We start from the raw sequence: 24,741 nt of genomic DNA, 5'->3' as shown, positions 1-24,741 counted from the left end.
AGGTCTTGCTGTCAGTTTAGAGGGGGAAACGGGCAGGAGTTCAGGTGCAAGCGTTGCAAAAGTCCTGCCATGGCAGAAAATGTAACAGCTAACGGCGCAAGTCCCTGCCGGTCTTGCCACCGCACAGGGACTTGTTACAAAACAAGGACAGAAAGCTGACGTTTATTCGTCGCGATTCGGCACCAGGATGTCGCGCTGGCCGCTGCTGGACAGGCTGCTGACCAGGCCAGCACGCTCCATATCCTCCAGCAGGCGGGCAGCGCGGTTGTAGCCGATGCGCAGTTCACGCTGCACCAGCGAGATGCTGGCCTTGCGCTTCTTCAGCACCACTTCGACGGCCTGGTCGTACATCGGATCCTGCTCGCCACCACCCTGGCCATCGGCACCGCCCTCCTCGCCATCGACGGTACCGCCTTCCAGCACGCCCTCGATGTAGTTGGGCTCGCCGTGCTCCTTCAGGAAGGTCACGACGCGGTGCACTTCGTCATCGCTGACAAAGGCGCCGTGCACGCGCGTCGGCATGCCTTGGCCCGACGGCAGGTAAAGCATGTCACCCATGCCCAGCAGGCTTTCGGCACCCATCTGGTCCAAAATGGTGCGGCTGTCGATCTTGCTCGATACCTGGAAGGCGATACGCGTCGGGATGTTGGCCTTGATCAGGCCGGTGATCACGTCCACGCTCGGGCGCTGCGTCGCCAGGATCAGGTGGATGCCGGCAGCACGCGCCTTCTGCGCCAGACGCGCAATCAACTCCTCGATCTTCTTGCCGACCACCATCATCAGGTCGGCCAGCTCGTCGATCACCACCACCAGATACGGCAGGCGCTCCAGCGGCTCAGGCGAATCGGGCGTCAGGCTGAACGGGTTCGGGATCAGCTCCTCACGGGCCTTGGCCTCCTCGATCTTGGCGTTGTAGCCCGCCAGGTTGCGCACGCCCATCTTGCTCATCAGCTTGTAGCGACGCTCCATCTCGCCGACGCACCAGTTCAGGCCGTGGGCGGCCTGGCGCATGTCAGTCACGACCGGCGCAATCAGGTGCGGAATGTCTTCGTAGACCGACATTTCCAGCATCTTGGGGTCGATCATCAGCAGGCGCACTTGCTCGGGCGATGCCTTGTAGAGCAGGCTCAGGATCATGGCGTTGATGCCGACCGACTTGCCGGAGCCGGTGGTACCGGCCACCATCACGTGCGGCATCTTGGCCAGGTCAGCCACGATCGGCGTACCGACGATGTCCTTGCCCAGGCCGACCGTCAGCAGCGACTTGCCGTCGTGGTAGGCGTTGGAGCCCAGCACCTCGCTCAGATGGATAGTCTGGCGACGCGCATTCGGCAACTCCAGCGCCATCAGGTTCTTGCCCGGAATGTTCTCGACCACGCGGATCGACACCAGACTCAGCGAACGCGCCAGGTCCTTGGCCAGGTTGACGATCTGCGAGCCCTTGACGCCGGTCGCCGGCTCCATCTCGTAGCGCGTGACCACCGGGCCCGGCTTGGCCGCCACCACGCGCACCTCCACGCCAAAGTCCTTGAGTTTCTTTTCGATCAGGCGGCTGGTCATTTCCAGCGTCTCGTGCGGGATCGCTTCACGGTTGGCCGGCGCTTCGTCCAGCAGGCTGATCTGTGGCAGCGTGCTGTCAGGCAGTTCGGTAAACAGCGGCTTCTGGCGCTCCTTGGCAACACGCACACTGGGCTCGGCCGCCAGCGGTCGTACCGGCATGTCGACGGCCACCGGAATCGGATGGTTCTCGCGCACCTGTTCCAGCTCCTGCTCGACCTCGACTTCGCGCTGGCGGGCGGCTTCCTGGCCGGCTGCCACATCTGCCGCCACTTCACGACGGGTACGCGCGGCATCGATGCGCTGCTCGATCCAGGCACCGATCTGCTGCGACACCTGGCCCCAGGAGAAGCGGAACACCCAGGCAAACGCCGCTACCAGCAGCACGATGCCCAGCACGCCGGAACCCAGCCCGCCCAGGAAAGACTGCATCAGCGGGCCGACAAAGCTGCCCAGCATGCCGCCAGCGCCCCCCGGCAGCGAGGCTGCACCGGCATACAGGCGGCTCCATTCCAGGCCAGCGGCCGACGCCAACAACACCAGCAGGGCCAGCCACCAGACCAGGCGCTGGTCAAACCAGCCCAGCCAGCGCTGACGCCAGCCGATGTTGTCTGCCTGCGCTACGCCTGCCACCTCGGGCAGCATCTGGCCGCGGATCCAGCTGCGGAACAGGCGCACCCAGCCGGCAAACAGCGCCAGGAACAGCAGCCAGACCGAGCGGCCCAGCAGGAAATAGCTGATGTCGGCGACCCAGGCGCCGGCATGGCCAAGCCAGTTGCGCGGCTCGGAATAGACGCCGGTGGTGCTCCAGGCAGGGTCAGCGGTATCGTGGCTGACCAGGGCGGCCAGCCAGAATACCAGCAGCAGCAGGCCGACAAACAGCACGGTCTCCTGGCTGAAACGCCGGAAAAAGGCGGGGACCAGCGGCTTGTCGTCTACGGGGGCGGGTTCAGTCTGGGTATTGCGAATCAGGTATGCCATTCAACTTCCTTGGCAGCCGTCTTCAGTCTGCCTGCTGGCTGCGCGGGGTCAGCACGAAGCTGCCATCCGGACGCTCAACCAGCGTGCCATCTTCCTCAAAGTGTTTCATCACGCGGCTGACCATCTCGCGCGAGGCGCCAACCATCTTGGCCACGTCCTGGCGCGATACCTTCTGGCGCAACACCATGCTGCCGTCGGCATCGGTTTCCGTCATGTCGATCAGTACCGTCTGCACGCGGCCATAGACATCCATCAGCGCCAGCGACTCGATCTGCTTGTCGGCCTTGCGCAGGCGGCGCACCAGGCCCCGCATGACCGCCTCGGCCATGCTGGAGTTCTCGCGCAGGCTGTTGAGGAAGGCGTCGCGATCCAGCGTGAGCACGTCGGTCTGCACCTCGGCACGTACCGTGGCGGAATGCGGCTCGCCGTCGATCAGGCTCATTTCGCCGATGCAGTCACCCACCTCCAGCGTGGCCATGATGACCTCGCGCCCACGGTGATCCTGCAGCAGGACGCGCGCCCGGCCGGACAGGATCATGTAGAGGGTGCCGGAGATACGGCCCTCTTCCACAATGTTTTCACCGCGCTTGAAGCGCTTTTTTCCGATGTTGGCGTACAGCACGCTGGTTTGTGTCGTAGTCAAGTCACTGAACAGGGGAACCCTGCGGATCAGATCCAGATTGGAAACAATGGTCATCTCGTCCTTTCCCTGGCTAGCCGGTCATGCCGGTAGCTGCCATTTTGCCCTAATAGCATGACATAAATCATGGATACTGCAGGGGAATTGTCCATTACTGACCGATCGTGCACGATGCTTCACACGAAATGCTCTGTTTTGTACATATCCGCTTGCCCTCTGCCCTATCGGCAAACGGCTACACTGCAGTGCATTGACCCCTGCCAACAAGAAAGGATACACGCCATGACGACTCCGACGCACGCCAAAGTCCTGATCCTGGGCTCCGGCCCAGCCGGCTATTCTGCCGCGATCTACGCTGCGCGCGCCAACCTGCAACCGCTGCTGATCACCGGCATGGCCCAGGGCGGCCAACTGATGACCACCACCGATGTGGACAACTGGCCGGCAGACGTGCATGGCGTACAAGGCCCGGAACTGATGCAGCGCTTCCTGGAGCACGCACAGCGCTTCAACGCCACCATCCAGTTCGACCATATCCACACGGTGGAACTGGGCCAGCGCCCGTTCACCCTGACTGGCGACAGCGGCAGCTACACCTGCGACACGCTGATCATTGCCACGGGTGCCTCGGCGCGCTACATCGGTCTGCCGTCCGAAGAAGCCTTCATGGGCCGCGGCGTCAGCGCCTGCGCTACCTGTGACGGTTTCTTCTACCGCGACCAGGATGTCTGCGTGGTGGGCGGCGGCAACACCGCCGTGGAAGAAGCGTTGTATCTGAGCAACATTGCCCGCAAGGTCACGCTGATCCATCGCCGGGACAGCTTCCGTGCCGAAGCGATCCTGGTCGACAAGCTGATGGACAAGGTGCAAGCCGGCAAGATCGAGCTGAAGCTGTTTGCCACGCTCGAGGAAGTGCTGGGCGATGCCAGCGGCGTGACCGGCGTGCGCATCCGCAGCACCAAGGACGAGAGCACCGAGGAGATACCCGTGCATGGCTGCTTCATCGCCATTGGCCATTCACCCAATACCGACATCTTCAAGGACAAGCTGGCCATGCAGGATGGCTACCTGATCACCCAGGGCGGCCAGCAGGGCTTTGCCACGCAAACCAGCGTGCCAGGCGTGTTCGCGGCCGGCGACGTGCAGGACCATATCTACCGCCAGGCCATCACCAGCGCCGGTACCGGCTGCATGGCGGCGCTGGACGCCCAGCGCTTCCTGGAGCAGCACCAGGGCTGATCCGGATCTGTGGCAAGAACCGCGCAGGGCAGCTTCGGCTGCCCTGTTGCATGGTGCAAGTCCTTCACGAAAAACAGTTTTTGTTCTATAATCCGAGGTTTTGCGAAACAGCCGATTGGCTAGTTTCTCAAATAAACCGCCTGCAAGCAGGCATACAGGGGTTTTCTAGGCCTTTGCATGCCGCAGGCGAGGTGCAGGATCGGCCAGCGTTGTCGGCCCTGTTATTGCAACAACCACAGTCAAAGGAGTGCTTCAATGGCACGCAAATGTGAAGTCACGGGCAAGGGCCCGCAAGTGGGCAACCATGTTTCCCACGCCAACAACAAGACCAAGCGTCGTTTCCTGCCCAACCTGCAGTCTCGCCGTTTCTGGGTAGAGAGCGAAAACCGCTGGGTGCGCCTGCGCGTGACCAACGCCGCCCTGCGCCTGATCGACAAGAATGGCATCGACTCCGTGCTCGCCGACATGCGTGCCCGTGGCCAGGCCTGATCCACAACACTGACTGAAAGGACATCATCATGGCAAGCAAAGGCGGACGCGAAAAGATCAAGCTGGAATCCACTGCGGGTACCGGCCACTTCTACACCACGACCAAGAACAAGAAGACCATGCCCGAGAAAATGACGATCATGAAATTTGATCCGAAGGCTCGCAAGCACGTCGAATACAAGGAAATCAAGCTGCGTTAATCCGGCTTTTTCCCTGTACCCAAGAAGCCCGCTCCAGCGGGCTTTTTTGCGTCTGTACGCCAGCCCTGGGGCCAAAAAACGGCACCCGCAGGTGCCGTGAGAGCTGCTGTTGCAGACTCAGGCCTTCTGCCAGACAGCAGCAAAGAAGCCGTCCATGTCGTGCAGGTCCGGCCACAGGCGCAGATAGCGCCCAGCTTCGGTCTCGCCCTGCTCCGGACTGCCCAGCAGCTCGGCCTGCTCGACCTTGCGCTGCGCCAGCAGCTCCACCACATTCAGCGGCTTGAACCCAGGATTGGCCTGACTGAAGGCTTCGGCGATCTGGTCGTTCTCCTGTGGCAGCACGCTGCAGGTGGCATAGACCAGACGGCCGCCGGACTTGACCAGGCGCGCGGCGCTGGCCAGGATGGCAGTCTGTTTCGCGACCAGTTCCTGCACCGTCTGCTCGGACTGGCGCCATTTCAGGTCCGGGCTGCGGCGCAGCGTGCCCAGGCCGGAGCATGGGGCATCAACCAGCACGCGATCGATCTTGCCGCTGAGGCGCTTGATGCGCTCGTCGCGTTCGTGCGCGATGGCGGCCGGATGCACGTTGCTCAGGCCGCTGCGTGCCAGACGCGGCTTGAGCTTTTCCAGCCGGTGTGCCGACACGTCAAATGCGTACAGGCGGCCAGTGTTGCGCATTTCTGCACCCAGTGCCAGTGTCTTGCCGCCGGCACCGGCACAGAAGTCCACCACCATCTCGCCACGGCGTGCATCCAGCAGCAGTGCCAGCAACTGCGAGCCCTCATCCTGCACCTCGAAAGCGCCCTCCTTGAACAACTCCAGTCGTGTCAGCGCCGGGCGTTCGCGCAGGCGTATGCCCCAGGGCGAGAAACGCGTGGCTTCGGCCTGCAGCTGCTCCTGCGCCAGCGCCTTGAGCACATCGGGCCGCTTGGCCTTGAGGGCGTTGACACGCAGATCCAGCGGTGCGCCCTGCAGCAGGCTGTCGGCCAGCTGCTGGAAGCGCTCGGCACCCAGCTGCTGCTGCAGCGCATCGGCCAGCCAGTTGGGCAGGTTGTGGCGGTGGATCGGCAGCAGCTGCTCATCCGTAATCTGCTGGCAGGCCGCCAGCCATTCCTTTTCCTGCGGCTGGATCGCGCCCTGGACGAAATCGGCCGGTGCAGCCAGCCCCAGGATCGCTAGGCGACGCTCGCGCGCACCACTGCCGCTGCGGGCCAGCAGCTCGAAATACGGCTTGCGGCGCAGCACCTGGTAGACGGTTTCGGTCAGCGTGGCGCGCTCGCGAGAACCGAGTTCACGATGCTCGCGGAAATAGCGCGACACGATGGCGTCGGCTGGATGGTCAAAACGCAGGATCTGGCCTACCAGGGTGGCAGCATGGTCCAGCAGGGCTTTGGGATGCATGGAAACTCTCTCAGTCAGGGCCCGATACGCTTCGGGCCGGAAAATTCGGATCAGGCAGGTCTGGTGCCCTGCCCGCTTGGGTTCAGAACAGCTCGGACAGCAAGTCCAGCGCCTGCATGTAGGCGCTGCTGCACATCAATTCGTCCCAGTCCGGTGCCGGGCCGGTCGGCAACAGGGCGCGGCGGCGCAGCTCGCTGGCTTCGTCCAGCAACAGCTGCTGCTTGACCACGGCTTCGCTGACGTGCGCCATGGCGGCATCGAGTGCTTCGCCGCCATCCAGGCTCTGATTGCACAGCAGCACCAGGTCACAGCCGGCGCGAATCGCGGCCACGGCGGCTTCGCCATGCGTGAGCGTGCGGCCCTGCATCTGGCGTGCGCCCTGCATGCTCAGGTCATCGCTGATCACGGCGCCCCGGAAATCCAGCTCGCCACGCAGGATGTCCTGGATCCAGGTAGCGCTGAAACCGGCCGGACGCGCATCGACCTTGGGGTAGATCACGTGGGCCGGCATGACGGCGGTCAGCGTGTTGTTGAGCCAGCCATAGGGACGCACATCGTCCTTCAGGATGCGCTTCAGGCTGCGCTTGTCGACCGGAATCGCCACGTGCGAATCGGCCTTGACGTAGCCGTGACCCGGGAAGTGCTTGCCGCAGTTGCCCATGCCGGCCTGCAGCAGGCCGAGCATCAGGCTTTGCGATAGCTGCGTCACCAGGTGCGGATCGGCATCAAAGGCGCGATCACCGATCACGCTGCTTTCGCCGTAGTCGAGATCGAGCACCGGGGTAAAGCTGAAATCGATGCCGCAGGCGCGCAGCTCGGAGGCCAGCACGTAGCCACAGGCGGTCGCCACCTGGCTGGCATGCTGCGCCTGCTTATTGAGGCGGCGCTTGCCGCCCTGCCCCTGGCGCCACAGTTCGCCCAGCGCGCGCATGGGCGGCAGGCGGGTGAAGCCATCGGTGCGGAAACGCTGCACGCGGCCGCCTTCGTGATCGACCGCGATCAGGATATCGGGCCGGATCGACTTGATCTCGGCGCTCAGGGCGCTGATCTGCGCACGGCTTTCCCAGTTGCGGCCAAAGTAGATCAGGCCACCCACCAGCGGGTGTTGCAGGCGTTCACGGTCGGCAGCGTCCAGGTGGGTGCCGGCAATATCGATGATCAGGGGATGCATGGCGGACGGTCTCGGAAAAAAACAGATAAGAAATCAGGAGTCGGAATCGGGCAGATACTCGACGATGACAAAACTGGAGGCCTGCTCGGCCTCGTCGGTGACGCTGACATGGGCGTGCAGGCGGCGTTCGCGGAACCAGCGGTCCAGGTCACCGTGCAGCACGATCTGCGGCTGGCCGCTGGGCGCATTCAGGATCTCGCAACGGCGCCAGTGCATGGGCATGCGCATGCCCATGCCAATCGCCTTGCTGAAGGCTTCCTTGGCGGAAAAGCGCGTGGCCAGATAGCTGACACCACGATCGGCCCAGCGCGCGCTGCGCTGGCGGTAGACCTGCAGCTCGCTCGGGCCGAGTACGGTTTCGGCAAAGCGCTCGCCGCGCCGCTCCAGCGTGGCACGGATGCGGCGGATATCGCACAGGTCGGTGCCGATGCCGTAAATCATGCGAGTACACCCCAGTCCTGCAGCACCTGCAGCATCGCCTGTTGCGTGACCTCAGGATTCTCCAGATGCGGCGAATGGCCGCAATCGGGCAGCAATAGATCAGTGGCGCCCGGAATGCCGGCGGCGATATCGTGCATGTGCTGCACCGTGGCGTACTGGTCGCCAGCGCCCTGCATCACGCAGGTGGGCACTTGAACAGCGGGCAAGGCATAGGCCAAGTTCCAGTGGGCAAACGCCGGCAGCTGCCAGGTCGCGTTCCAGGCCATGAACACCGTTTCGACGCGGTCTGCGCCATGGTAGCGCGCCAGGCCGCGCGACAGCTTGCCGGCGTCCCAGGCCACACGCGCCTCGCGGATACCCTGCAGCGTCACCTCTTCCACGTAGATGTGGGCGGCCAGCGTGATCAGGCCACGCAGGCGTTCAGGCTGTTCGGCCGCGTGCAACAGGCCGATGCTGCCGCCATCGGAATGGCCGATGGTCACGTAGTCACGATCGGGAATCGCTTGCGCCAGTACCTGCGGCAGTTCTTCCAGTGCATAGCGATGCAGGTAGTGGATGGTGCGCGGCTGCTGTTGCGGATCGGACTGGCCATGGCCCTGGCGGTCAAACAGCAGGCCGTCGCAGCCGGCGGCATCGCACAGGGCTTGCGGAAAGCCCTTCCACATGCGCGTGCTGCCCAGGCCCTCGTGCAGGAACACCAGCACCGGTCGGCTGGCGGCCTGGCTGGCATCAGCTGGTTGCAGCGCCTCGGCATGGATGCGGGCGCCGTTGTTCAGAAGGATGTTGTCGGTATTCATGCGTGGCGGCCTGCGGCGCGCAGGCATTGCAGATAGGCTTCCACCGTTGACGCGTAGCCCAGCTCCAGCGCATCGGCGATCAGGGCGTGGCCAATCGAGACTTCCTGCAGGCCTGGTACGGTACGGGCAAAGTCGATCAGGTTGTCCCGGTTCAGGTCATGGCCGGCATTCACGCCCAGGCCGGCGTCGAGTGCGGCCTGCGCGGCAGCGGCAAAACGCTGCAGCTGTTGCTGCTGCTGATCCGTACCCCAGGCGGCGGCATAGGGCTCGGTATACAGCTCGATGCGGTCCGCACCGACTTCACGTGCCAGCGGCATCAGCGCCGGCTCGGCATCCATGAACAGGCTGACACGCACGCCCAGCCCATGGCACTCCTCGATCAGCGGACGCAGGCGATCGCGCACACTGACATCTTGCAGATCCCAGCCATGGTCGCTGGTGAACTGGTCTTCGCTATCAGGCACGAAAGTGGCCTGGTGCGGACGCGTCTGGCGGATGAAATCCATCAGGTTCTGGGTCGGATTACCCTCGATATTGAATTCCTGCTGCGGCCAGTTCTGCATCAGATCGGCCAGTTCCTGCACATCGCTGCTGCGGATATGGCGCTCATCCGGACGCGGGTGGATGGTGATGCCATCGGCGCCGGCCTGCAGGCACAGGGCCGCCGCACGCGTGACGCTGGGAATGCCCAGATGGCGCGTATTGCGCAGCAAGGCCACCTTGTTCACGTTTACCGACAGCTGGGTGGTTCCGGTTGGATTCATAGTTTCTGCAACTCCATCATCATCTTGCGCGTACGCAACATCTCCACGCCACAATGGGCATGCAGCACGCCACGCAGCTGCTGTTTCAGGCCCTGCGCCACGTCACGCTGTGCCATGCACAGCTGCATCACCGCCTGCAGCGACTGCTCACCCTGCATCGCCTGCTCCAGCGCCAGCCAGTGCGACGCGGCCAGTGCCTGGCGCCGTTCTTCCGGCTGTGCCAGCCGCAGGCCGCTGTGCGCCAGCAGCACATAGTGCCGGTCGGCTTGCAGCGGCTGGTGCGTCAGTGTCTGCACATCGAGCGCCGGCAACAGGCCGACTTCGCGCAGCAGCGTCAGTTCGAAGGCGCGCAGCACCGCTTCCAGCCATTCGCCGGCATGGTCGGACGCCATCAGCGCCAGTGCGCGCGCATAGACATCGAACAGCGCCGGATGCGGATCATCCCGTGCCAGCATGCGCAGCAGCAATTCATTCAGATAATAGCCCGACAGCAGGCGTTCCCCGGTCGGCATGATATGGCCGCCGATCCATTCGGCCGAACGCAGCATGCGGATATCGGCATCGCCGCCAAAGCTCAGGTGCAAGGGCTGCAGCGGCAGCAGCACCGGCCGGAAATTCGAACTGGGCTTTTTCGCGCCACGCGCCATCAGCGCGGTGCGGCCATGGTGGCGCGTGAACACCTCCAGGATCAGGCTGCTTTCGCTCCAGTCATAGTGATGCAGCACGAAAGCCGGCTCATGCGCCACGCGTTTCATGCTGCCTCCAGGGGCCGCCGCATGGGCTTACTCGTAACCGAAGGAGCGCACGCGCGCTTCGTCGTCGGCCCAGCCGGAACGCACCTTGACCCACAGCTCCAGGAACACCTTGGCATCCATCAGGCGCTCCAGCTCCTGGCGCGCCTCGGTGCCGATGCGCTTGATGCGCTCGCCCTTGTCGCCAATCACCATCGCCTTGTGGCCATCGCGCTCCACCACGATGGTGGCGGCAATGCGCACCATGCGTGCAGCCGCCTTGCCCGGCTCCTCCTGGAACTGGTCGATCACCACGGTCGAGGTATAGGGCAGCTCGTCACCCGTCAGGCGGAACAGCTTTTCACGCACGATCTCGCTGGCCAGGAAGCGCTCGCTCTTGTCGGTCAGCTCGGCTTCGTCATGCCACCAGGGCTGTTGCGGCAGATATTTGGCCACGATGTCGAGCAGGCGCTCGATATCGCGGGAATTCTTGGCCGACATCGGCACGAATTCGGCAAACGGATGGCGCTCCTGCATGTCGCGCAGCCAGGGCGCGATTTCGCTGCGGCGGTGCACGGTATCCAGCTTGTTGGCCACCAGCAGCACCGGTACATCGGTCGGCAACAGCGACAGCACCTTGGCATCGGCCAGACTGAAGCTGCCAGCCTCGACCACGAACAGCACCACCTGCACGTCAGAGACGGCGCCGGTCACGGCCTTGTTCAGCGACTTGTTCAGCGCATTGCCGTGGCGCGTCTGGAAACCCGGGGTATCGACAAACACGAACTGGTCGTCGCCGCGCGTGCGGATGCCGGTGATGCGGTGGCGCGTGGTCTGCGCCTTGCGCGAGGTGATGCTGATTTTCTGGCCGACCAGCGCATTCAGCAGCGTGGACTTGCCAACGTTGGGCTTGCCGACGATGGCCACCATGCCGCAACGCTGCTGCTCCGGGTCGGAAGCACCCGGCTGGCTGCCCGGCTGTGCCGGTGCCAGCGGTTCCTTGCCCAGCAGGCGCTGCAGCTGGGCCTCGGTATCGGCATCCAGTGCAGCGGCGGCAGGCTTGGGATCGGTCGGGGAAGAAGAACTCATGTCGGTTTCCGGGTAGAAAGTAAGGGGCGGCGCGGCTTGGCCGCAGCGGCGGCCTGCTGTTGTTGCAGCAGCACCAGCACGCGGCTGGCGGCATCCTGCTCGGCAGCGCGGCGGGAACGGCCCTGGCCACGCTGGCTGATCTGCAGTGCCGGAATCTGGCAATCGACCAGGAAGGTCTGGCTATGCGCCTCGCCCTCGATACCAGCCACATCATACGTGGGGACCTTCATCTTGCGCGCCTGCAGCCATTCCTGCAAGGAGGTCTTGGCATCCTTGGCGGTGACGGACTGGTTCTGGCTCAGGTCGACATCGGCAAACAGGCGATGCACCAGGGTTTCGGCCGCCAGATAACCGGCGTCCAGGTAGATGGCGCCAATGATGGCTTCGAAGGCATCGGCCAGGATCGACGGGCGTTTCAGGCCACCGGAGCGCAGCTCGCCCTCGCCCAGCCGCAGGCAGTTCGCCAGCTTCAGTTGCAGTGCCAGCTGGTGCAGGCTGTCCTGCTTGACCAGGTTGGCGCGGATGCGTGACAGGTCGCCTTCGGGCGATGCCTTCAGGCGCTCGAACAGCAGGCTGGAAATCGCCAGGCCAAGCACCGAATCGCCCAGAAATTCCAGGCGCTCGTTGTGGTCGGCAGAAAAGCTGCGGTGTGTCAGGGCACGCTGCAGCAAGGCCGGCTGGGCAAAATCGTGCTGCAGCCGTTGTGCCAGCTGTTGCAGGGGGGTCAGGGATTCAGCAGGACTCATATCGGGAAAAGGCAGACAACCCGCCCGGCCGGACATCGGTTCGCCGAGCGCAGGGGCAGGTCATCGGGCAACACCATGCTTACTGGATCTTGCCAATGCGATTGAAATCGCCAAAGTTCATCCACACCGCCACCGCCTTGCCGACCACATGGTCATCCGGCACAAAGCCCCAGAAGCGGGAATCAAGCGAGTTGTCGCGGTTGTCGCCCAGCACGAAGTAATGGCCTTCGGGCACCTTGCAGGTCACGCCGTCCACGCTGTAGTTGCAGTTCTCGCTCTGCGGGAAGTCGGCCAGCACCGGGATGCCGGAGGGACGGCTGTCATCGATCAGGATCTGGTGCTGGTGCGTACCAATCTGCTCGTCGAACAGCTGGTGGTAGCGCATCGTGCTCTGGTCGAGGAAATCAGCCTGCTGCGTCTGCGTGATCTCCTTGCCGTTGATCGTCAGGCGCTTGTTGATATAGGCCACGGTATCGCCCGGCAGGCCCACCACGCGCTTGATGTAGTCGGTGCTCGGCTTGGGCGGGTAGTGGAACACCATGACCTCGCCGCGCTGCACCGGCGTACCGGCAGTGATCTTGCTGTTGAGCACCGGCAGGCGCATGCCCCATTCGTACTTGTTGACCAGGATCAGGTCACCGATCATCAGCGTCGGGATCATGGAACCGGACGGAATGCGGAACGGCTCGAAGGCAAACGAGCGCAGCAGGAACACCAGCAGGATCACCGGGAACAGGCCGGCCGTCCAGTCCAGCCACCAGGGCTGCTCCATCAGGCGCGCCTTGGTGCTGCGCACATCGATGGCATCGGCCTTGACACCTTGCGCGGCCAGCTCGGCCTGGCGCTTGTCCTGCGCCTGCTCGAAAGCCAGCGCGGCCTGGCGGCGATGCGGCTTGAACCAGATCTTCTCGGCCAGCCAGTACAGGCCGGTCACGACCGAGGCAACGAACAGCAGCAAGGCCATATTGCCTTCCAGGTAGCCCAGGAACCAGGCCGCCATATAGGCCACGAAGCCCCCGAGTACCAGTGCAGTAATGAATGGCATGTGTCAGTCTTCCACTTGCAAAATGGCCAGGAACGCTTCTTGCGGCACCTCGACCGAACCAATCTGTTTCATGCGCTTCTTGCCCGCCTTCTGCTTTTCGAGCAGCTTGCGCTTGCGCGAGATGTCGCCGCCGTAACACTTGGCCAGCACGTTCTTGCGCAGCGCCTTCACGGTTTCACGCGCGATGATGTTGCCACCGATGGCAGCCTGGATCGCCACGTCGAACTGCTGGCGGCTGATGATCTCGCGCATCTTGGCCACCACGGCACGGCCGCGGTACTGCGCCTGCGTACGGTGCACGATAATGGACAGCGCATCGACCTTCTCGCCGTTGAGCAGGATGTCCACCTTCACCACGTCGGACGGGCGGTTTTCCTTGAATTCGTAGTCCATGCTGGCGTAGCCACGGCTGACCGACTTGAGCTTGTCGAAGAAGTCCAGCACGATCTCGCCCAGCGGCAGGTCGTAGGTCAGCATGACCTGGCGGCCGTGGTACTGCATGTTCAGCTGCACGCCGCGCTTCTGGTTGCACAGCGTCATCACCGGGCCCACATAGTCCTGCGGCATGTACAGGTGCACCGTCACGATCGGCTCGCGCACCTCCTGGATGCGGCCGGCATCGGGCATCTTGGACGGGTTCTCGACCTGGATCACCTCGCCATCGCCCTTGACCACCTCGTACACCACGCTGGGCGCGGTGGTGATCAGGTCCATGTCGAATTCGCGTTCCAGGCGTTCCTGCACGATTTCCATGTGCAGCAGGCCCAGGAAGCCGCAGCGGAAACCAAAGCCCAGCGCCTGTGATACCTCGGGCTCGTAGTGCAACGAGGCGTCGTTGAGCTGCAGCTTTTCCAGGCTGTCACGCAGCGCATCGTACTGGCTGGCTTCGGTCGGATAGAGGCCGGCAAACACCTGCGGCTGCACTTCCTTGAAGCCAGGCAGCGCTTGCTCGGCCGGGCCCAGGTTGTTCGGCAGCTTTTTCTCCAGCGTGATGGTGTCACCCACCTTGGCCGCCTTCAGCTCCTTGATGCCGGCGATGATATAACCCACCTCGCCCGCATTCAGCGTCTCGCGTGGCTCCTGCGCCGGCGTGAACACGCCGATGTTGTTGGCATCGTAGGCAGCGTTGGAAGCCATCATCTTGAAACGTTCGCCCTTGCGCAGCTGGCCATCGACCACGCGCACCAGCATCACCACGCCGACATAGGCGTCAAACCAGCTGTCGATGATCATGGCGCGCAGCGGTGCATCCGGCTCGCCACGCGGCGGCGGCACCTTGGCGACGATCATTTCGAGGATTTCGTCAATGCCCAGGCCAGTCTTGGCCGAACATGGAATCGCGTCGCTGGCATCGATGCCGATCACGTCCTCGACTTCGGCCTTGGCGTTGTCGGGATCGGCCTGGGGCAGGTCCATCTTGTTGAGCACCGGCAGCACTTCCACGCCCAGATCCAGCGCGGTATAGCAGTTGGCCACGGTCTGCGCCTCCACCCCCTGGCTGGCGTCCACCACCAGCAGCGCACCCTCACAGGCGCTCAGGGAACGGCTCACCTCGTAGGAAAAGTCGACGTGGCCGGGGGTATCAATCAGGTTCAGGTTGTAGATCTGGCCATCCTGCGCCTTGTATTGCAACGCGGCGGTCTGCGCCTTGATGGTGATGCCGCGCTCCTTCTCGATGTCCATCGAGTCGAGCACCTGCTCACTCATCTCGCGGTCGGACAGGCCACCGCAGCGCGAAATCAGGCGGTCGGCCAGGGTCGACTTGCCATGGTCGATGTGCGCAATGATGGAAAAGTTGCGGATATGCTTCATGAAAACTGGGTCTAGAAAGGCGATGGGCCATGTCGGGCCAGCGTGCCCGGATGCCGATGATTTGCCCCGTGCGGAGCGCAAGACATGTCCCGCGGGCGACAAAAAGCGCCGGCTGCCCAGGGTGGACAAGCCGGCGACTGCAGGCTGCGTTAGCCAGAACGCACTATTTTAGCGTTTTTGTGGCACTCTGCCCACCCGACTGTGCGCAAGCCTCGCATCAGCGCGCCTGCGGGCGGATCATGCCGTACTGGGCATAGCCATCACGCACGTAGAGCACGCTGACCGGGTGGTTTTGCGGCAGGGCCGAGACGGCGCGCGAGAAGCTCTCCACGCTGTCCACCGACTGGCGCCCCACCGACAGGATCAGGTCGCCGGCGCGCAAGCCAGTGCGTGCTGCCGGGCCGCCATCCGTCACGCTGCTGACCGCCACGCCGGGACGGCCACGCAGCTGCTGGCGTTGTGCCGACGTGAGCTCGCTCACGCTCATGCCCAAAGCCGCCACCGCCGTGGCTGCGCTATCGGCCTTCGGCTCCGCGCCACCCAGCAGGCCACGTGGCGTACCGGCCTCCTCGGCCTTTTCCACCGTCAGCGTCAGGTCCTGCGTGCTGCCGTTGCGCAACACGGTGATGCTGGCGCGCGTGCCGGGCTTGGTCTCGCCGACCAGGCGCGGCAGGTCGGCCGTCTTCTCGATGGTCTTGCCGTCAAAGCGCGTGATGATGTCGCCCTGCTGCACGCCCGCCTTGGCTGCCGGCGAATCGGCTTCGACATTGCGCACCAGCGCGCCCTGCTGGTTGGCCGGCAGGCCGAGCGAACTGGCCACTTCACGGTCCACATCGCCAATCATCACGCCGATACGGCCACGAGTCACGGTACCGGTCTGGCGCAGCTGGTCGGCAATGCGCATTGCCTCGTCGATCGGAATCGAGAAGGAAATGCCCATGAAACCTCCGGAGCGGGAATAGATCTGGCTGTTGATGCCGACCACCTGGCCGGCCATGTTGATCAAGGGGCCGCCGGAGTTGCCCGGGTTGATCGCGACGTCAGTCTGGATGAACGGCAGGTAGTCGCCGGTATCGCGCTGCTTGGCACTGACGATGCCGGCCGTGACCGAGTTTTCCAGGCCAAAGGGGGAGCCGATCGCCAGCACCCAGTCACCCACGCGCAGCTGTTCCACGTTGCCGATCTGCACCGCCGGCAAACCGGTACCGTCAATCTTCACCACGGCGACATCGGTGCGCTTGTCCTGGCCAACCACCTTGGCGCTGAATTCGCGCTTGTCCGGCAGCGTCACGATCAGGTTGTCGGCCCCCTCCACCACGTGGGCGTTGGTCATGATGTAGCCGTCAGGCGAAATGATGAAGCCGGAACCGATACCAGCCTGGCGCTCGCGTCCGCTGTCCGGGGCCGGCTGCGCACCACCACCTCCACGCGGCATGTTCGGGATCTCGATACCGAAGAAGCGGCGCAGCAACTCTTCCATCTGCGCTTCCGGCGAGCCGGGTACGGCTCCGCTGCGTGCGCTACGCACCTTTTCCATGGCGCGGATATTTACTACTGATGGCCCGACACGCTCGACCAGCGGCGCGAAATTGGGCAGGCCGGTGACCAGTGGCGGTGCCTGCAGCGTGGAAGCCGCCGGTGCCGGGGGTGCCACCACCACGGCCGGAGCCGCTTCGCTGGCCGACTGGCCCGACTGTTGCGCCGACGCCTGGTAGTTGCAGCCCAGCAGCGTCAGCGCCACACCGGCGCTCAGCGCCTGGCGTGCCAAGCCGGGCCAGCGCTTGCCGGCTGCCGCCTGGGCAGGGGTTTCGGTACCGTGGAATCGCTGCATGACATTTCTCCTCGAAAGCTCTATGTGGCCCTGCAGACGCGTGCGGCCTGCAGGCACCGGATCGCCATGACCGCCCTGCCCACGGCAGTGCGGCCACACATGAAATACTCCGCCACAGATGCGGTCGGCTGCGGCAGATTCAACGCCGCCACTGTCACGGTTTGCTACGTGCCAGACCGTCCAGCAGCGCCTGCAGCGCCGCTGCCGGCACCTCGCCCATGGCCGTGGCCAGTTGCCCGCCCGGGTAGCTGCGCGAGACAAAGCGCGTGGCACCACGCGCAGCCGGCTGTTGGCCCTTGCCAGCTTCCGCCGCCTGCAGGAACAACGAGATGCTGGACAGGCCATCGGAGAGCACGCACTGCGTCACCTTGCCGCCCAGGCCTGCTTGCGGCTGCCCCTTGTCACGCAGCGGCGGCCGCAGATAGCAATGCGTGATCGCATAGCCCGGCAGTGACCGCAGGCTCCAGCCCTGCTGCTGCGGCGTAGTCGTCTGCAATGCCTGCTGCTCGACGCGGTAGCCCTTGGTCTGCTCCATCATCTGTTGCAGCGTGGCGTATTGCAAGGGTGCCTGGATCTGCAAGTCGGAGAAGGCGACCTCGCGCAACATGCGTGCACGCTGGAAATCGGTGGCACCCGCCGGCAACTCCAGCAGCTGCCACTTCAGCAGCAAGCCGGATTTCTGCTCGCTCCAGAACCGGAAACCGTGACGCAAGCCATCTTGCGGCAGAAAGCCGACGATATCGGCCGTGTGGTTGGCCACGCGCTCCTGGCCCAGCTGGCGCGCCTGATAACGCGCCGCGCCCTGGGCCTGCTGCGCTGCCGGCAAGGGTTGCATGCCGGGGAACATCATGCCGCCACGCGGCAGGTTCGACTGCACCCGCACCAGTTTCTGATCATGCAGGAAGACACGCGAACCGCTGTCGGTGCGGAACATGCTGCGCGAATGGCCGGCCAGGTTGTCGACCCGCTCGATCTGGCGACCACCCTGCACCGCATGCCAGACACGCGCGCTGCGCAGATTGCCATTCGGGCCGGACACCGCCATGGTGCCGGCAAAACTGTTGCTGGCTGCGGCCTGCTGCCAGCGCTGCAGCCATTGCAGGCTGGAACGATCCTGGGCCGCATCGGCCTGTGCCGACCAGGCCCACAGCCCGGCTGATAGCGGCAGGCTGCCCAGCGCCAGTGTGCCGATCGCGGTACGACGTGTGACCATCACCCCCTCCTGCTCACTGCGTATAGCTGACCGTGCTCATGCTGGCGCCATCGCCCAGCAGCGCATAGTCGCCAAACTGGGCATGCGCCTGCAGCATGGCCTGGGTGTCCTGGTCCAGCGCCTCCTGCAGCGGGTCAGCCGGCAATGCGGCCGGTGCCGTGGCCACCACGGCAGGCGGCGGCATCTGGACCGCAGCCAGCACTTGCCCCTGGGCATTGGCTGGGTCGTGCTGCTGCAGGCCGACCAGGTTCCAGCCCAGCGCGGCCACCGCCAGCACCGAGGCAAAGCCGGCTGCCAGCTTCCAGCGCCAGACGCCCTCGTTCGCGGCCTTGCGCGGCAGCATGCGCACGGAGTCCATCCTGGGCAGGGCCGGCGGCGTGACCTTGTACGGTTGCTCCTGTTGCAGCACATCTTCCTGCAGGCTGCAGGCTTCCGTCTGTGCCAATGTCTGCTGCAGCTGCTGCATCCAGGCGCTGCCACCAACGCTATCGCCAGGCGATTGCGAGATCTCGTCATGGCGCAGCTGTTCGCCCAGCTGCTGCCAGCAGTCCCAGCAGTCGCGTCCTTCCTCCTGCGTGCCCAGCCAGTCCAGCAACAGCGTTTCGTCCACGCCGTCAGGCAGCGGCTCGCCATCCATCCAGGCCGACAAGGCCTGGGCCATGGTGGCCGTTTCCGGCAGGGAAGCAGAAATGATTGGGGTGCGCTCGCTCGTCATGATTCCATCCTTTGCCTGACTACCAGCGCTTGCCGCTGCGGTGCTCCAGCAGCGGCCGGATCTTGGCTGCCACCGCTTCGCGGGCACGGAAGATGCGGGAGCGCACCGTTCCGATCGGACAATCCATCAGTTCGGCAATCTCGTCATAGGACAGGCCATCAATCTCGCGCAGCGTCAGGGCGCGGCGCAGATCTTCGGGCAACTGCTCCATGGCCAGGTTCACCATCTGGGCGATTTCCTTGGCCGCCAGCAGGGCTTCAGGCGTTTCTTCCGTACTTGGTTCATGCTGGCGCAAGAAAGTTTCATCTTCTTCGGCATCGGACGGCTGCAATGCCGTCGCCGTGATCGGCTGGCGCTTCAGGTCCAGCAGCGCCTTGCGCGCCGTATTCATGGCAATCCGGTGCAGCCAGGTATAGAACTGCGCTTCGCCACGAAACTGGTGCAGCGCCTTGTAGGCCCGGATAAAGGTTTCCTGGGTGATATCGGGAATCAGGTCCACGTCGCGCACCATGCGCGCCACCAGCCGCTCGATGCGCTTCTGGTACTTGATCACCAGCAGTTCAAAGGCCTTCTGGTCGCCGGCCAGGGTACGTTGCACCAGCGCCCAGTCGACCTGCTGCTCGGGCGTACGCACGATCTCCGGCTTGGTGTCCGATTCGCTCACCGGCGCTCCCCATCAGCCGGCTGGCTGCGCTGCGACCAGTGCAGCACGGCGCGCAGCAGCGCCCAGTCGGCCGGTGCCATGACATTGCGCAACCATAGCCACTGGGCCGGCGCACGCGGCACGCCATGCAGGCGCACCAGCATGCCCCACTGCAGATCCAGTGCGATACGGCATTGCCAGGCCTGCGGGAGCGGGGTGTCGGATGCTTTCTGTTCGTCGATCGGCGCCGTCTGCAGTTGCTGCTGGCCGCGCGGAGCCGACAAGGGCTTGAAGGACCAGTGCTCGCCGGTCCAGTGCAACCAGCCCTGCGGCAGGCGCCGGTACCAGTGCCAGCCACGCCAGGCCATCAGCAACAGCCAGGCCCAGGCCAGTGCCCAGACAATACCCAGCCAATCAGGGGCGTTCTGCCAGCCCAGACGCCAGCTGGCCAACACGCTGGCAACCGTCATGCCCAACAGCAACAGCCCGGCTGCCAGCGCCGGATCGGTGCTGACCGGATACTGCATGGCAGGCGGGCGTCGGGTGCTACTCATGGGAATCGATCAGGCCTGCCGGCGCACATGCGCACAGCAGGCCGGCCGCGCGATCAGACGCGCTTGAACACCAGGGTGCCGTTAGTGCCGCCAAAGCCGAAGTTGTTCTTCACGGCCACGTCGATCTTCAGGTCGCGTGCGGTATTGGCGCAGAAGTCCAGATCGCAGTCCGGATCCTGGTCGTTCAGGTTGATGGTGGGCGGCACTTTCTGCTCGTACACGGACAGCGCGGTGAACACGCTCTCGACGCCACCGGCGCCACCCAGCAGGTGGCCAGTCATGCTCTTGGTGGAACTGACCACCATCTTGTAGGCGTGGTCGCCCAGCGCGGCCTTGATGGCGTTGCACTCGTTGACGTCGCCCAGCGGCGTGGACGTGCCGTGCGCGTTCAGGTAGTCGACCTGGTCGGCGTTGATGCCGGCATTGTTCAGGGCGGCCAGCATGGCGCGGCGCGGGCCATCCATATTGGGCGCGGTCATGTGACCGGCGTCACCGCTCATGCCGAAGCCGGCGACTTCGGCGTAGATCCTGGCGCCGCGTGCCTTGGCGTGCTCGTACTCTTCCAGCACCATCATGCCGGCGCCCTCGCCCAGCACGAAGCCATCACGGCCCTTGTCCCAGGGACGGCTGGCGGCTTCGGGATCGTCGTTGCGGGTGGACAGCGCGCGCATGGCAGCGAAACCGCCAATGCCCAGCGGGCTCACGGTCGATTCGGAACCGCCAGCCAGCACCACGTCGGCATCACCGTATTCGATCAGACGTGCCGCCTGGCCGATGCAGTGCAGGCCGGTGGTACAGGCCGTGACGATGGCCAGGTTCGGGCCCTTGAAGCCGAAGCGCATGGACGCCTGGCCCGCCACCATGTTGGTGATGGAAGCCGGCACGAAGAACGGCGTGATGCGGCGCGGACCGCGCTGCATGTACTCGGCGTGCGTGTCCTCGATCAGCGGCAGGCCGCCAATGCCGGAGCCCATGACGCAGCCGATGCGCTCGGCCAGCTCGGGCGACAGCGCCTCGCCTGTCGGCAGGCCGGCATCTTCCACTGCTTCCTGGGACGCGGCCAGGCCATAGTGGATGAAGGTGTCCATGGTGCGTGCTTCCTTGCTGGACAGGTACTTGTCCAGCTCGAAGCCCTTGACTTCACCGGCGATCTGGCAGGCAAAGGCAGATGCATCAAAGCGGGTGATGCGGCCAATGCCGGAGCGGCCGGCCAGCAGGTTGGCCCAGGATTCACTGACGGTGTTGCCCACGGGCGTTACACACCCCAGGCCTGTAATCACGACACGACGACGGGTCATGGCAGTTCTCGCGCTAGTGCCTGCAACCGCCACCAGCCAGGCCGGTGCGCATGCAGGCGATCAACAATACAAACAACTTGGCGCCCATCACCGGCTGCCGACAGCAGACTGAAGCCAGCCACTCGGCAAACCCGTGCATGAGCGCCATGGGAAAGAGCCCCGGCCATCAGCCCCGGCAGAAAGATCTGCCTCCGCCAGCCAGGTCAGAGGCGTATCAGGCCTTCTGGTGCTCCTTGGCGTAGTCGATGGCGTTTTGCACCGTGGTGATCTTCTCGGCGTCTTCATCGGGGATTTCGATGCCGAATTCGTCTTCCAGGGCCATCACCAGTTCAACGGTGTCCAGGGAGTCAGCACCCAGGTCAGCAACGAAAGCCTTTTCGTTGGTCACTTGTGCTTCTTCAACGCCCAGCTGTTCAGCAATGATCTTCTTGACGCGTGCTTCGATGTCGCTCATGGTTATCTCTATCTTGGTTAGTGGTAAACAGGGAGTGATTCTATCCGTTTGACGGAGTTTTTCACAGACTGCCGGGAAATCCATATCCCTGCGCCTGTATGGATCATATCTTATCAGGCCATGAACATGCCGCCATTGACATGCAGTTCCTGTCCGGTAATGTAGCCATTGTCGGCCGCTGCCAGGAAAGCCACGGCACGTGCCACATCCTGCGGTGAACCCAGGTGACCCATGGGAATCTGCGCCATCAGGGCCTTCTGCTGCTCTTCACCCAGCTCGGCGGTCATGTCGGTGGCGATAAAGCCCGGTGCCACGCAATTGACGGTGATGCCACGGCTGCCCAGTTCGCGTGCCAGGGCGCGCGTCATGCCGGCCACGCCAGCCTTGGCCGCAGCGTAATTGGCCTGACCCGGATTGCCGGAGGCGCCCACCACGCTGGTGATGCTGACGATGCGACCATGACGCTGCTTCATCATCGGCTTGATGACGGCGCGGCTGACACGGAACACCGCCTTGAGATTGGTATCGAGCACGGCATCCCAGTCCTCGTCCTTGAGGCGCATGGCCAGCATGTCACGCGTGATGCCGGCGTTGTTCACCAGCACATGCAGTGCGCCATGTTCCTTGACGATATCGGCAATCAGCGCCTCGACAGCGGCCAGATCGTTCACGTCCAGCACGGCGCCGCGGCAGCCGGGGAAAGCCGCCAGGGCCTGGTTGATGCCGTCGCGGCCCTTGTCGCTGGTGGCGGTGCCGATCACCAGGCAGCCGGCCTGGGCCAGTTCCTGGGCAATGGCGGCGCCGATGCCGCGTGAAGCGCCGGTCACCAGGGCGATACGGGGGGTGGAGCTAGTCATGTCCGGTTCCTTGTCTCTGGGGTTGTCTTATTGTTCCTGCTCAAGCAGGCTGCGTGCCTCGGCCAGACTGGCCGGGTCAAACACGGAGGCGCTCACGATGGTGCCATCGATGCGCTTGTTCATGCCGGCCAGCACCTTGCCCGGGCCACATTCCAGCACATGGTTGATGCCACGCGCCTGGATCGCCTGCACGCACTCGACCCAGCGCACCGGGCCGAATGCCTGGCGATACAGGGCATCGCGGATGCGCGCCGGATCGGTTTCAACGGCCACGTCGATATTGTTGACCACCGGAATCACGGGAGTCGCCAGTTCGGTGACAGCCAGCCTTTCGCGCAGGCGCTCGGCAGCAGGCTTCATCAGGCTGGAATGGAACGGTGCCGACACCGGCAGCGGCAGTGCGCGCTTGGCACCCATGTCCTTGAGCACCTTGCAGGCATGCTCGACACCGGCCTTGCTGCCGGCGATCACGGTCTGCGCGGTATCGTTGAAGTTGACCGCCTCGGCCACTTCACCGGGCACTTCCTGCATCGCCTGGGCACAGCCGGCGGCGACCTGATCTGCGGGCAGGCCGAGAATGGCCGCCATGGCGCCCTCACCCACCGGCACGGCTTCCTGCATCGCCTGGGCGCGGAAGCGCACCAACGGTGCCGCCTGGGCCAGCGTCAGCACGCCGGAAGCGACCAGCGCGGAGTACTCGCCCAGTGAATGACCAGCAACCACGGCCGGCTTCGGACCGCCTTCGGCCAGCCAGGCACGATACGCCGCCACCCCAGCCACCAGCATCACCGGCTGGGTATTGGTCGTCAGGGCCAGCGCTTCCTTGGGGCCTTCCTGGATCAGGCGGGCCACATCCTCGCCCAGGGCATCGGAGGCTTCTTTCAGGGTATCGGTCACGGCGGGATGATCGCCCCAGCCATCGAGCATGCCGACGGCTTGCGAGCCCTGACCGGGAAAAACAAATGCGAATTGCGTCATGGTGATTCAAACAGGGAATGCGCCGGCCACACAAGGCAACCGGCCTGAACAGACAGGCCTGGCAAAACTGCACGCCAGGGTGAAGAAATCAGTACTTGAGCAGCACGGAGCCCCAGGTAAAGCCACCGCCCACGCCTTCCAGCAGCAGGGTCTGGCCTGGCTGGATCTGGCCGGAGCGCACACCGGCATCGAGGGCCAGCGGAATCGAGGCCGCCGAGGTATTGCCCTGCTCTTCCAGCGTGACAATGACTTTGTCGGCCGGCAGGCGCAGCTTGCGTGCCGTGCTCATCATGATGCGGATATTGGCCTGGTGCGGCACCAGCCAGTCGACCTGCTCTTTCTCCATGCCGGCCTTGGCCAGCACGGCGGTCGCGGTTTTTTCGAGCAGGCCAACGGCCAGCTTGAACACGGCCTGGCCATCCATCTGCAGCAGCGGGCTGCCGCTGATCTCGCCGCCGGACACATGACCCGGCACATGCAGGATCTCGCGGTAGCTGCCATCGGCATGCAGGTCGGTCGCCAGGATGCCGGGCTGCTCGCTGGCTTCGAGCAGGATGGCACCAGCGCCATCGCCGAACAGCACACAGGTGGTACGGTCATCAAAATCGAGAATGCGGGAGAAGATTTCGGTGCCGATGACCAGCGCCTTGCGCGCCGTGCCGCTGCGGATCATGGCGTCGGCCACGGTCAGGGCATAGATGAAACCCGTGCACACCGCCTGCACGTCAAAGGCCGGACAACCGGCAATGCCCAGCTTGTGCTGCACGATGCTGGCGGTTGACGGAAACACCATGTCGGGCGTGGAAGTGGCGACGATGATCAGGTCGACCTCGTCCGCCGTGGCACCCGCAGCGGCCAGCGCCTTGCGTGCAGCCTCCACCGCCAGATCGCTGCTATATGTGCCCTCATCGGCAAAATGACGGGCACGGATGCCGGTACGCGCGACGATCCACTCGTCGGAAGTCTCGACGCCACGCGCAGCCAGCTGTTCTACCAGCTGCTGGTTGGTCACGAGACGGGGGGGCAGGTAGCTGCCGGTACCGGTGATACGGGAAAACAAGGGCATGTTCTGATCTCGAAAAAATCGCCGTCACT

General features: G+C 64.2%; 25 protein-coding genes. 3 read left to right on the top strand and 22 right to left on the bottom strand.

What is annotated here, in order from left to right; genetic code table 11:
* Window positions 1-162: 162 nt before the first annotated feature.
* Window positions 163-2,538: a DNA translocase FtsK gene (locus V1261_RS04085; protein WP_329770174.1), complete on the bottom strand. Its 2,376-nt coding sequence runs from the start codon at window positions 2,536-2,538 to the stop codon at window positions 163-165.
* A gap of 22 nt (window positions 2,539-2,560) precedes the next feature.
* Window positions 2,561-3,235, bottom strand: a complete 675-nt coding sequence (locus V1261_RS04080) for a Crp/Fnr family transcriptional regulator (protein WP_329770173.1) — start codon at window positions 3,233-3,235, stop codon at window positions 2,561-2,563.
* Between the two features lie 225 nt (window positions 3,236-3,460).
* Here V1261_RS04080 and trxB point away from each other — a divergent pair, with 225 nt between their 5' ends.
* From trxB to rpmG, 3 genes are all read left to right on the top strand, one after another.
* Window positions 3,461-4,417, top strand: coding sequence for a thioredoxin-disulfide reductase (gene trxB / locus V1261_RS04075; protein WP_329770172.1), 957 nt, complete (start codon window positions 3,461-3,463; stop codon window positions 4,415-4,417).
* Window positions 4,418-4,672: 255 nt separating this feature from the next.
* Window positions 4,673-4,906, top strand: a complete 234-nt coding sequence (gene rpmB, locus V1261_RS04070) for a 50S ribosomal protein L28 (protein WP_329770171.1) — start codon at window positions 4,673-4,675, stop codon at window positions 4,904-4,906.
* Between the two features lie 29 nt (window positions 4,907-4,935).
* Window positions 4,936-5,106: a 50S ribosomal protein L33 gene (gene rpmG / locus V1261_RS04065; RefSeq protein WP_329770170.1), complete on the top strand. Its 171-nt coding sequence runs from the start codon at window positions 4,936-4,938 to the stop codon at window positions 5,104-5,106.
* Window positions 5,107-5,223: 117 nt separating this feature from the next.
* Here the strand turns inward: rpmG and V1261_RS04060 are convergent, their stop codons facing one another.
* From V1261_RS04060 to V1261_RS03965, 20 genes are all read right to left on the bottom strand, one after another.
* Window positions 5,224-6,507: an RsmB/NOP family class I SAM-dependent RNA methyltransferase gene (locus V1261_RS04060; RefSeq protein WP_329770169.1), complete on the bottom strand. Its 1,284-nt coding sequence runs from the start codon at window positions 6,505-6,507 to the stop codon at window positions 5,224-5,226.
* An 82-nt stretch (window positions 6,508-6,589) separates the two neighbouring features.
* The gene (gene nagZ / locus V1261_RS04055) at window positions 6,590-7,678 is read right to left on the bottom strand and encodes a beta-N-acetylhexosaminidase (protein ID WP_329770168.1); all 1,089 of its coding nucleotides are present in this window, start codon (window positions 7,676-7,678) and stop codon (window positions 6,590-6,592) included.
* A 33-nt stretch (window positions 7,679-7,711) separates the two neighbouring features.
* Window positions 7,712-8,119, bottom strand: a complete 408-nt coding sequence (acpS, locus tag V1261_RS04050) for a holo-ACP synthase (RefSeq protein WP_329770167.1) — start codon at window positions 8,117-8,119, stop codon at window positions 7,712-7,714.
* Window positions 8,116-8,916 carry an alpha/beta fold hydrolase gene (locus V1261_RS04045; protein WP_329770166.1) on the bottom strand — a complete coding sequence of 267 codons (801 nt, stop codon included), beginning with the start codon at window positions 8,914-8,916 and terminating at the stop codon, window positions 8,116-8,118. The genes acpS and V1261_RS04045 overlap by 4 nt, the downstream gene beginning before the upstream one ends.
* On the bottom strand, window positions 8,913-9,680 hold the full coding sequence (locus V1261_RS04040) for a pyridoxine 5'-phosphate synthase (protein ID WP_329770165.1): 768 nt from the start codon (window positions 9,678-9,680) through the stop codon (window positions 8,913-8,915). Before V1261_RS04040 ends, V1261_RS04045 begins: the two co-directional genes overlap by 4 nt.
* On the bottom strand, window positions 9,677-10,435 hold the full coding sequence (recO, locus tag V1261_RS04035; protein WP_329770164.1) for a DNA repair protein RecO: 759 nt from the start codon (window positions 10,433-10,435) through the stop codon (window positions 9,677-9,679). Before recO ends, V1261_RS04040 begins: the two co-directional genes overlap by 4 nt.
* Window positions 10,436-10,462: 27 nt before the next feature.
* On the bottom strand, window positions 10,463-11,500 hold the full coding sequence (era, locus tag V1261_RS04030; protein ID WP_405198040.1) for a GTPase Era: 1,038 nt from the start codon (window positions 11,498-11,500) through the stop codon (window positions 10,463-10,465).
* Entirely contained in the window at window positions 11,497-12,228 is a 732-nt protein-coding gene (gene rnc, locus V1261_RS04025) for a ribonuclease III (protein ID WP_405198061.1), read from the bottom strand. Before rnc ends, era begins: the two co-directional genes overlap by 4 nt.
* 97 nt (window positions 12,229-12,325) lie before the next feature.
* Window positions 12,326-13,291, bottom strand: coding sequence for a signal peptidase I (gene lepB / locus V1261_RS04020; protein WP_329770162.1), 966 nt, complete (start codon window positions 13,289-13,291; stop codon window positions 12,326-12,328).
* A 3-nt stretch (window positions 13,292-13,294) separates the two neighbouring features.
* Entirely contained in the window at window positions 13,295-15,103 is a 1,809-nt protein-coding gene (lepA, locus tag V1261_RS04015) for a translation elongation factor 4 (RefSeq protein WP_329770161.1), read from the bottom strand.
* Window positions 15,104-15,320: 217 nt separating this feature from the next.
* Window positions 15,321-16,934 (bottom strand): DegQ family serine endoprotease, encoded by a 1,614-nt coding sequence (locus tag V1261_RS04010; protein ID WP_329770160.1) that lies wholly within the window; start codon window positions 16,932-16,934, stop codon window positions 15,321-15,323.
* A 154-nt stretch (window positions 16,935-17,088) separates the two neighbouring features.
* Window positions 17,089-18,147, bottom strand: a complete 1,059-nt coding sequence (locus tag V1261_RS04005) for a MucB/RseB C-terminal domain-containing protein (RefSeq protein WP_329770159.1) — start codon at window positions 18,145-18,147, stop codon at window positions 17,089-17,091.
* A 13-nt stretch (window positions 18,148-18,160) separates the two neighbouring features.
* Window positions 18,161-18,862, bottom strand: coding sequence for a hypothetical protein (locus V1261_RS04000; protein WP_329770158.1), 702 nt, complete (start codon window positions 18,860-18,862; stop codon window positions 18,161-18,163).
* Between the two features lie 19 nt (window positions 18,863-18,881).
* Window positions 18,882-19,526, bottom strand: a complete 645-nt coding sequence (gene rpoE / locus V1261_RS03995; protein ID WP_405198039.1) for an RNA polymerase sigma factor RpoE — start codon at window positions 19,524-19,526, stop codon at window positions 18,882-18,884.
* Window positions 19,523-20,059, bottom strand: a complete 537-nt coding sequence (locus V1261_RS03990; protein ID WP_329770157.1) for a hypothetical protein — start codon at window positions 20,057-20,059, stop codon at window positions 19,523-19,525. The genes rpoE and V1261_RS03990 overlap by 4 nt, the downstream gene beginning before the upstream one ends.
* Window positions 20,060-20,112: 53 nt before the next feature.
* Window positions 20,113-21,357 carry a beta-ketoacyl-ACP synthase II gene (gene fabF / locus V1261_RS03985; RefSeq protein WP_329770156.1) on the bottom strand — a complete coding sequence of 415 codons (1,245 nt, stop codon included), beginning with the start codon at window positions 21,355-21,357 and terminating at the stop codon, window positions 20,113-20,115.
* 214 nt (window positions 21,358-21,571) lie between these two features.
* Window positions 21,572-21,811, bottom strand: a complete 240-nt coding sequence (acpP, locus tag V1261_RS03980) for an acyl carrier protein (protein ID WP_018714165.1) — start codon at window positions 21,809-21,811, stop codon at window positions 21,572-21,574.
* A gap of 113 nt (window positions 21,812-21,924) precedes the next feature.
* A complete protein-coding gene (gene fabG / locus V1261_RS03975; protein ID WP_329770155.1) occupies window positions 21,925-22,668 on the bottom strand; it encodes a 3-oxoacyl-ACP reductase FabG in 744 nt (247 codons plus the stop codon).
* Between the two features lie 27 nt (window positions 22,669-22,695).
* Window positions 22,696-23,646 carry an ACP S-malonyltransferase gene (gene fabD / locus V1261_RS03970; protein WP_329770154.1) on the bottom strand — a complete coding sequence of 317 codons (951 nt, stop codon included), beginning with the start codon at window positions 23,644-23,646 and terminating at the stop codon, window positions 22,696-22,698.
* Window positions 23,647-23,734: 88 nt separating this feature from the next.
* Entirely contained in the window at window positions 23,735-24,712 is a 978-nt protein-coding gene (locus V1261_RS03965; RefSeq protein ID WP_329770153.1) for a beta-ketoacyl-ACP synthase III, read from the bottom strand.
* Between the last annotated feature and the right edge of the window lie 29 nt (window positions 24,713-24,741).

This window comes from Brachymonas sp. J145 (assembly GCF_036312245.1).
GTDB classification, from domain to species: domain Bacteria; phylum Pseudomonadota; class Gammaproteobacteria; order Burkholderiales; family Burkholderiaceae_C; genus Brachymonas; species Brachymonas wangyanguii.
Note: the sequence above shows the minus strand (reverse complement) of the source record. Positions and strands in the feature narration are given on the sequence as shown.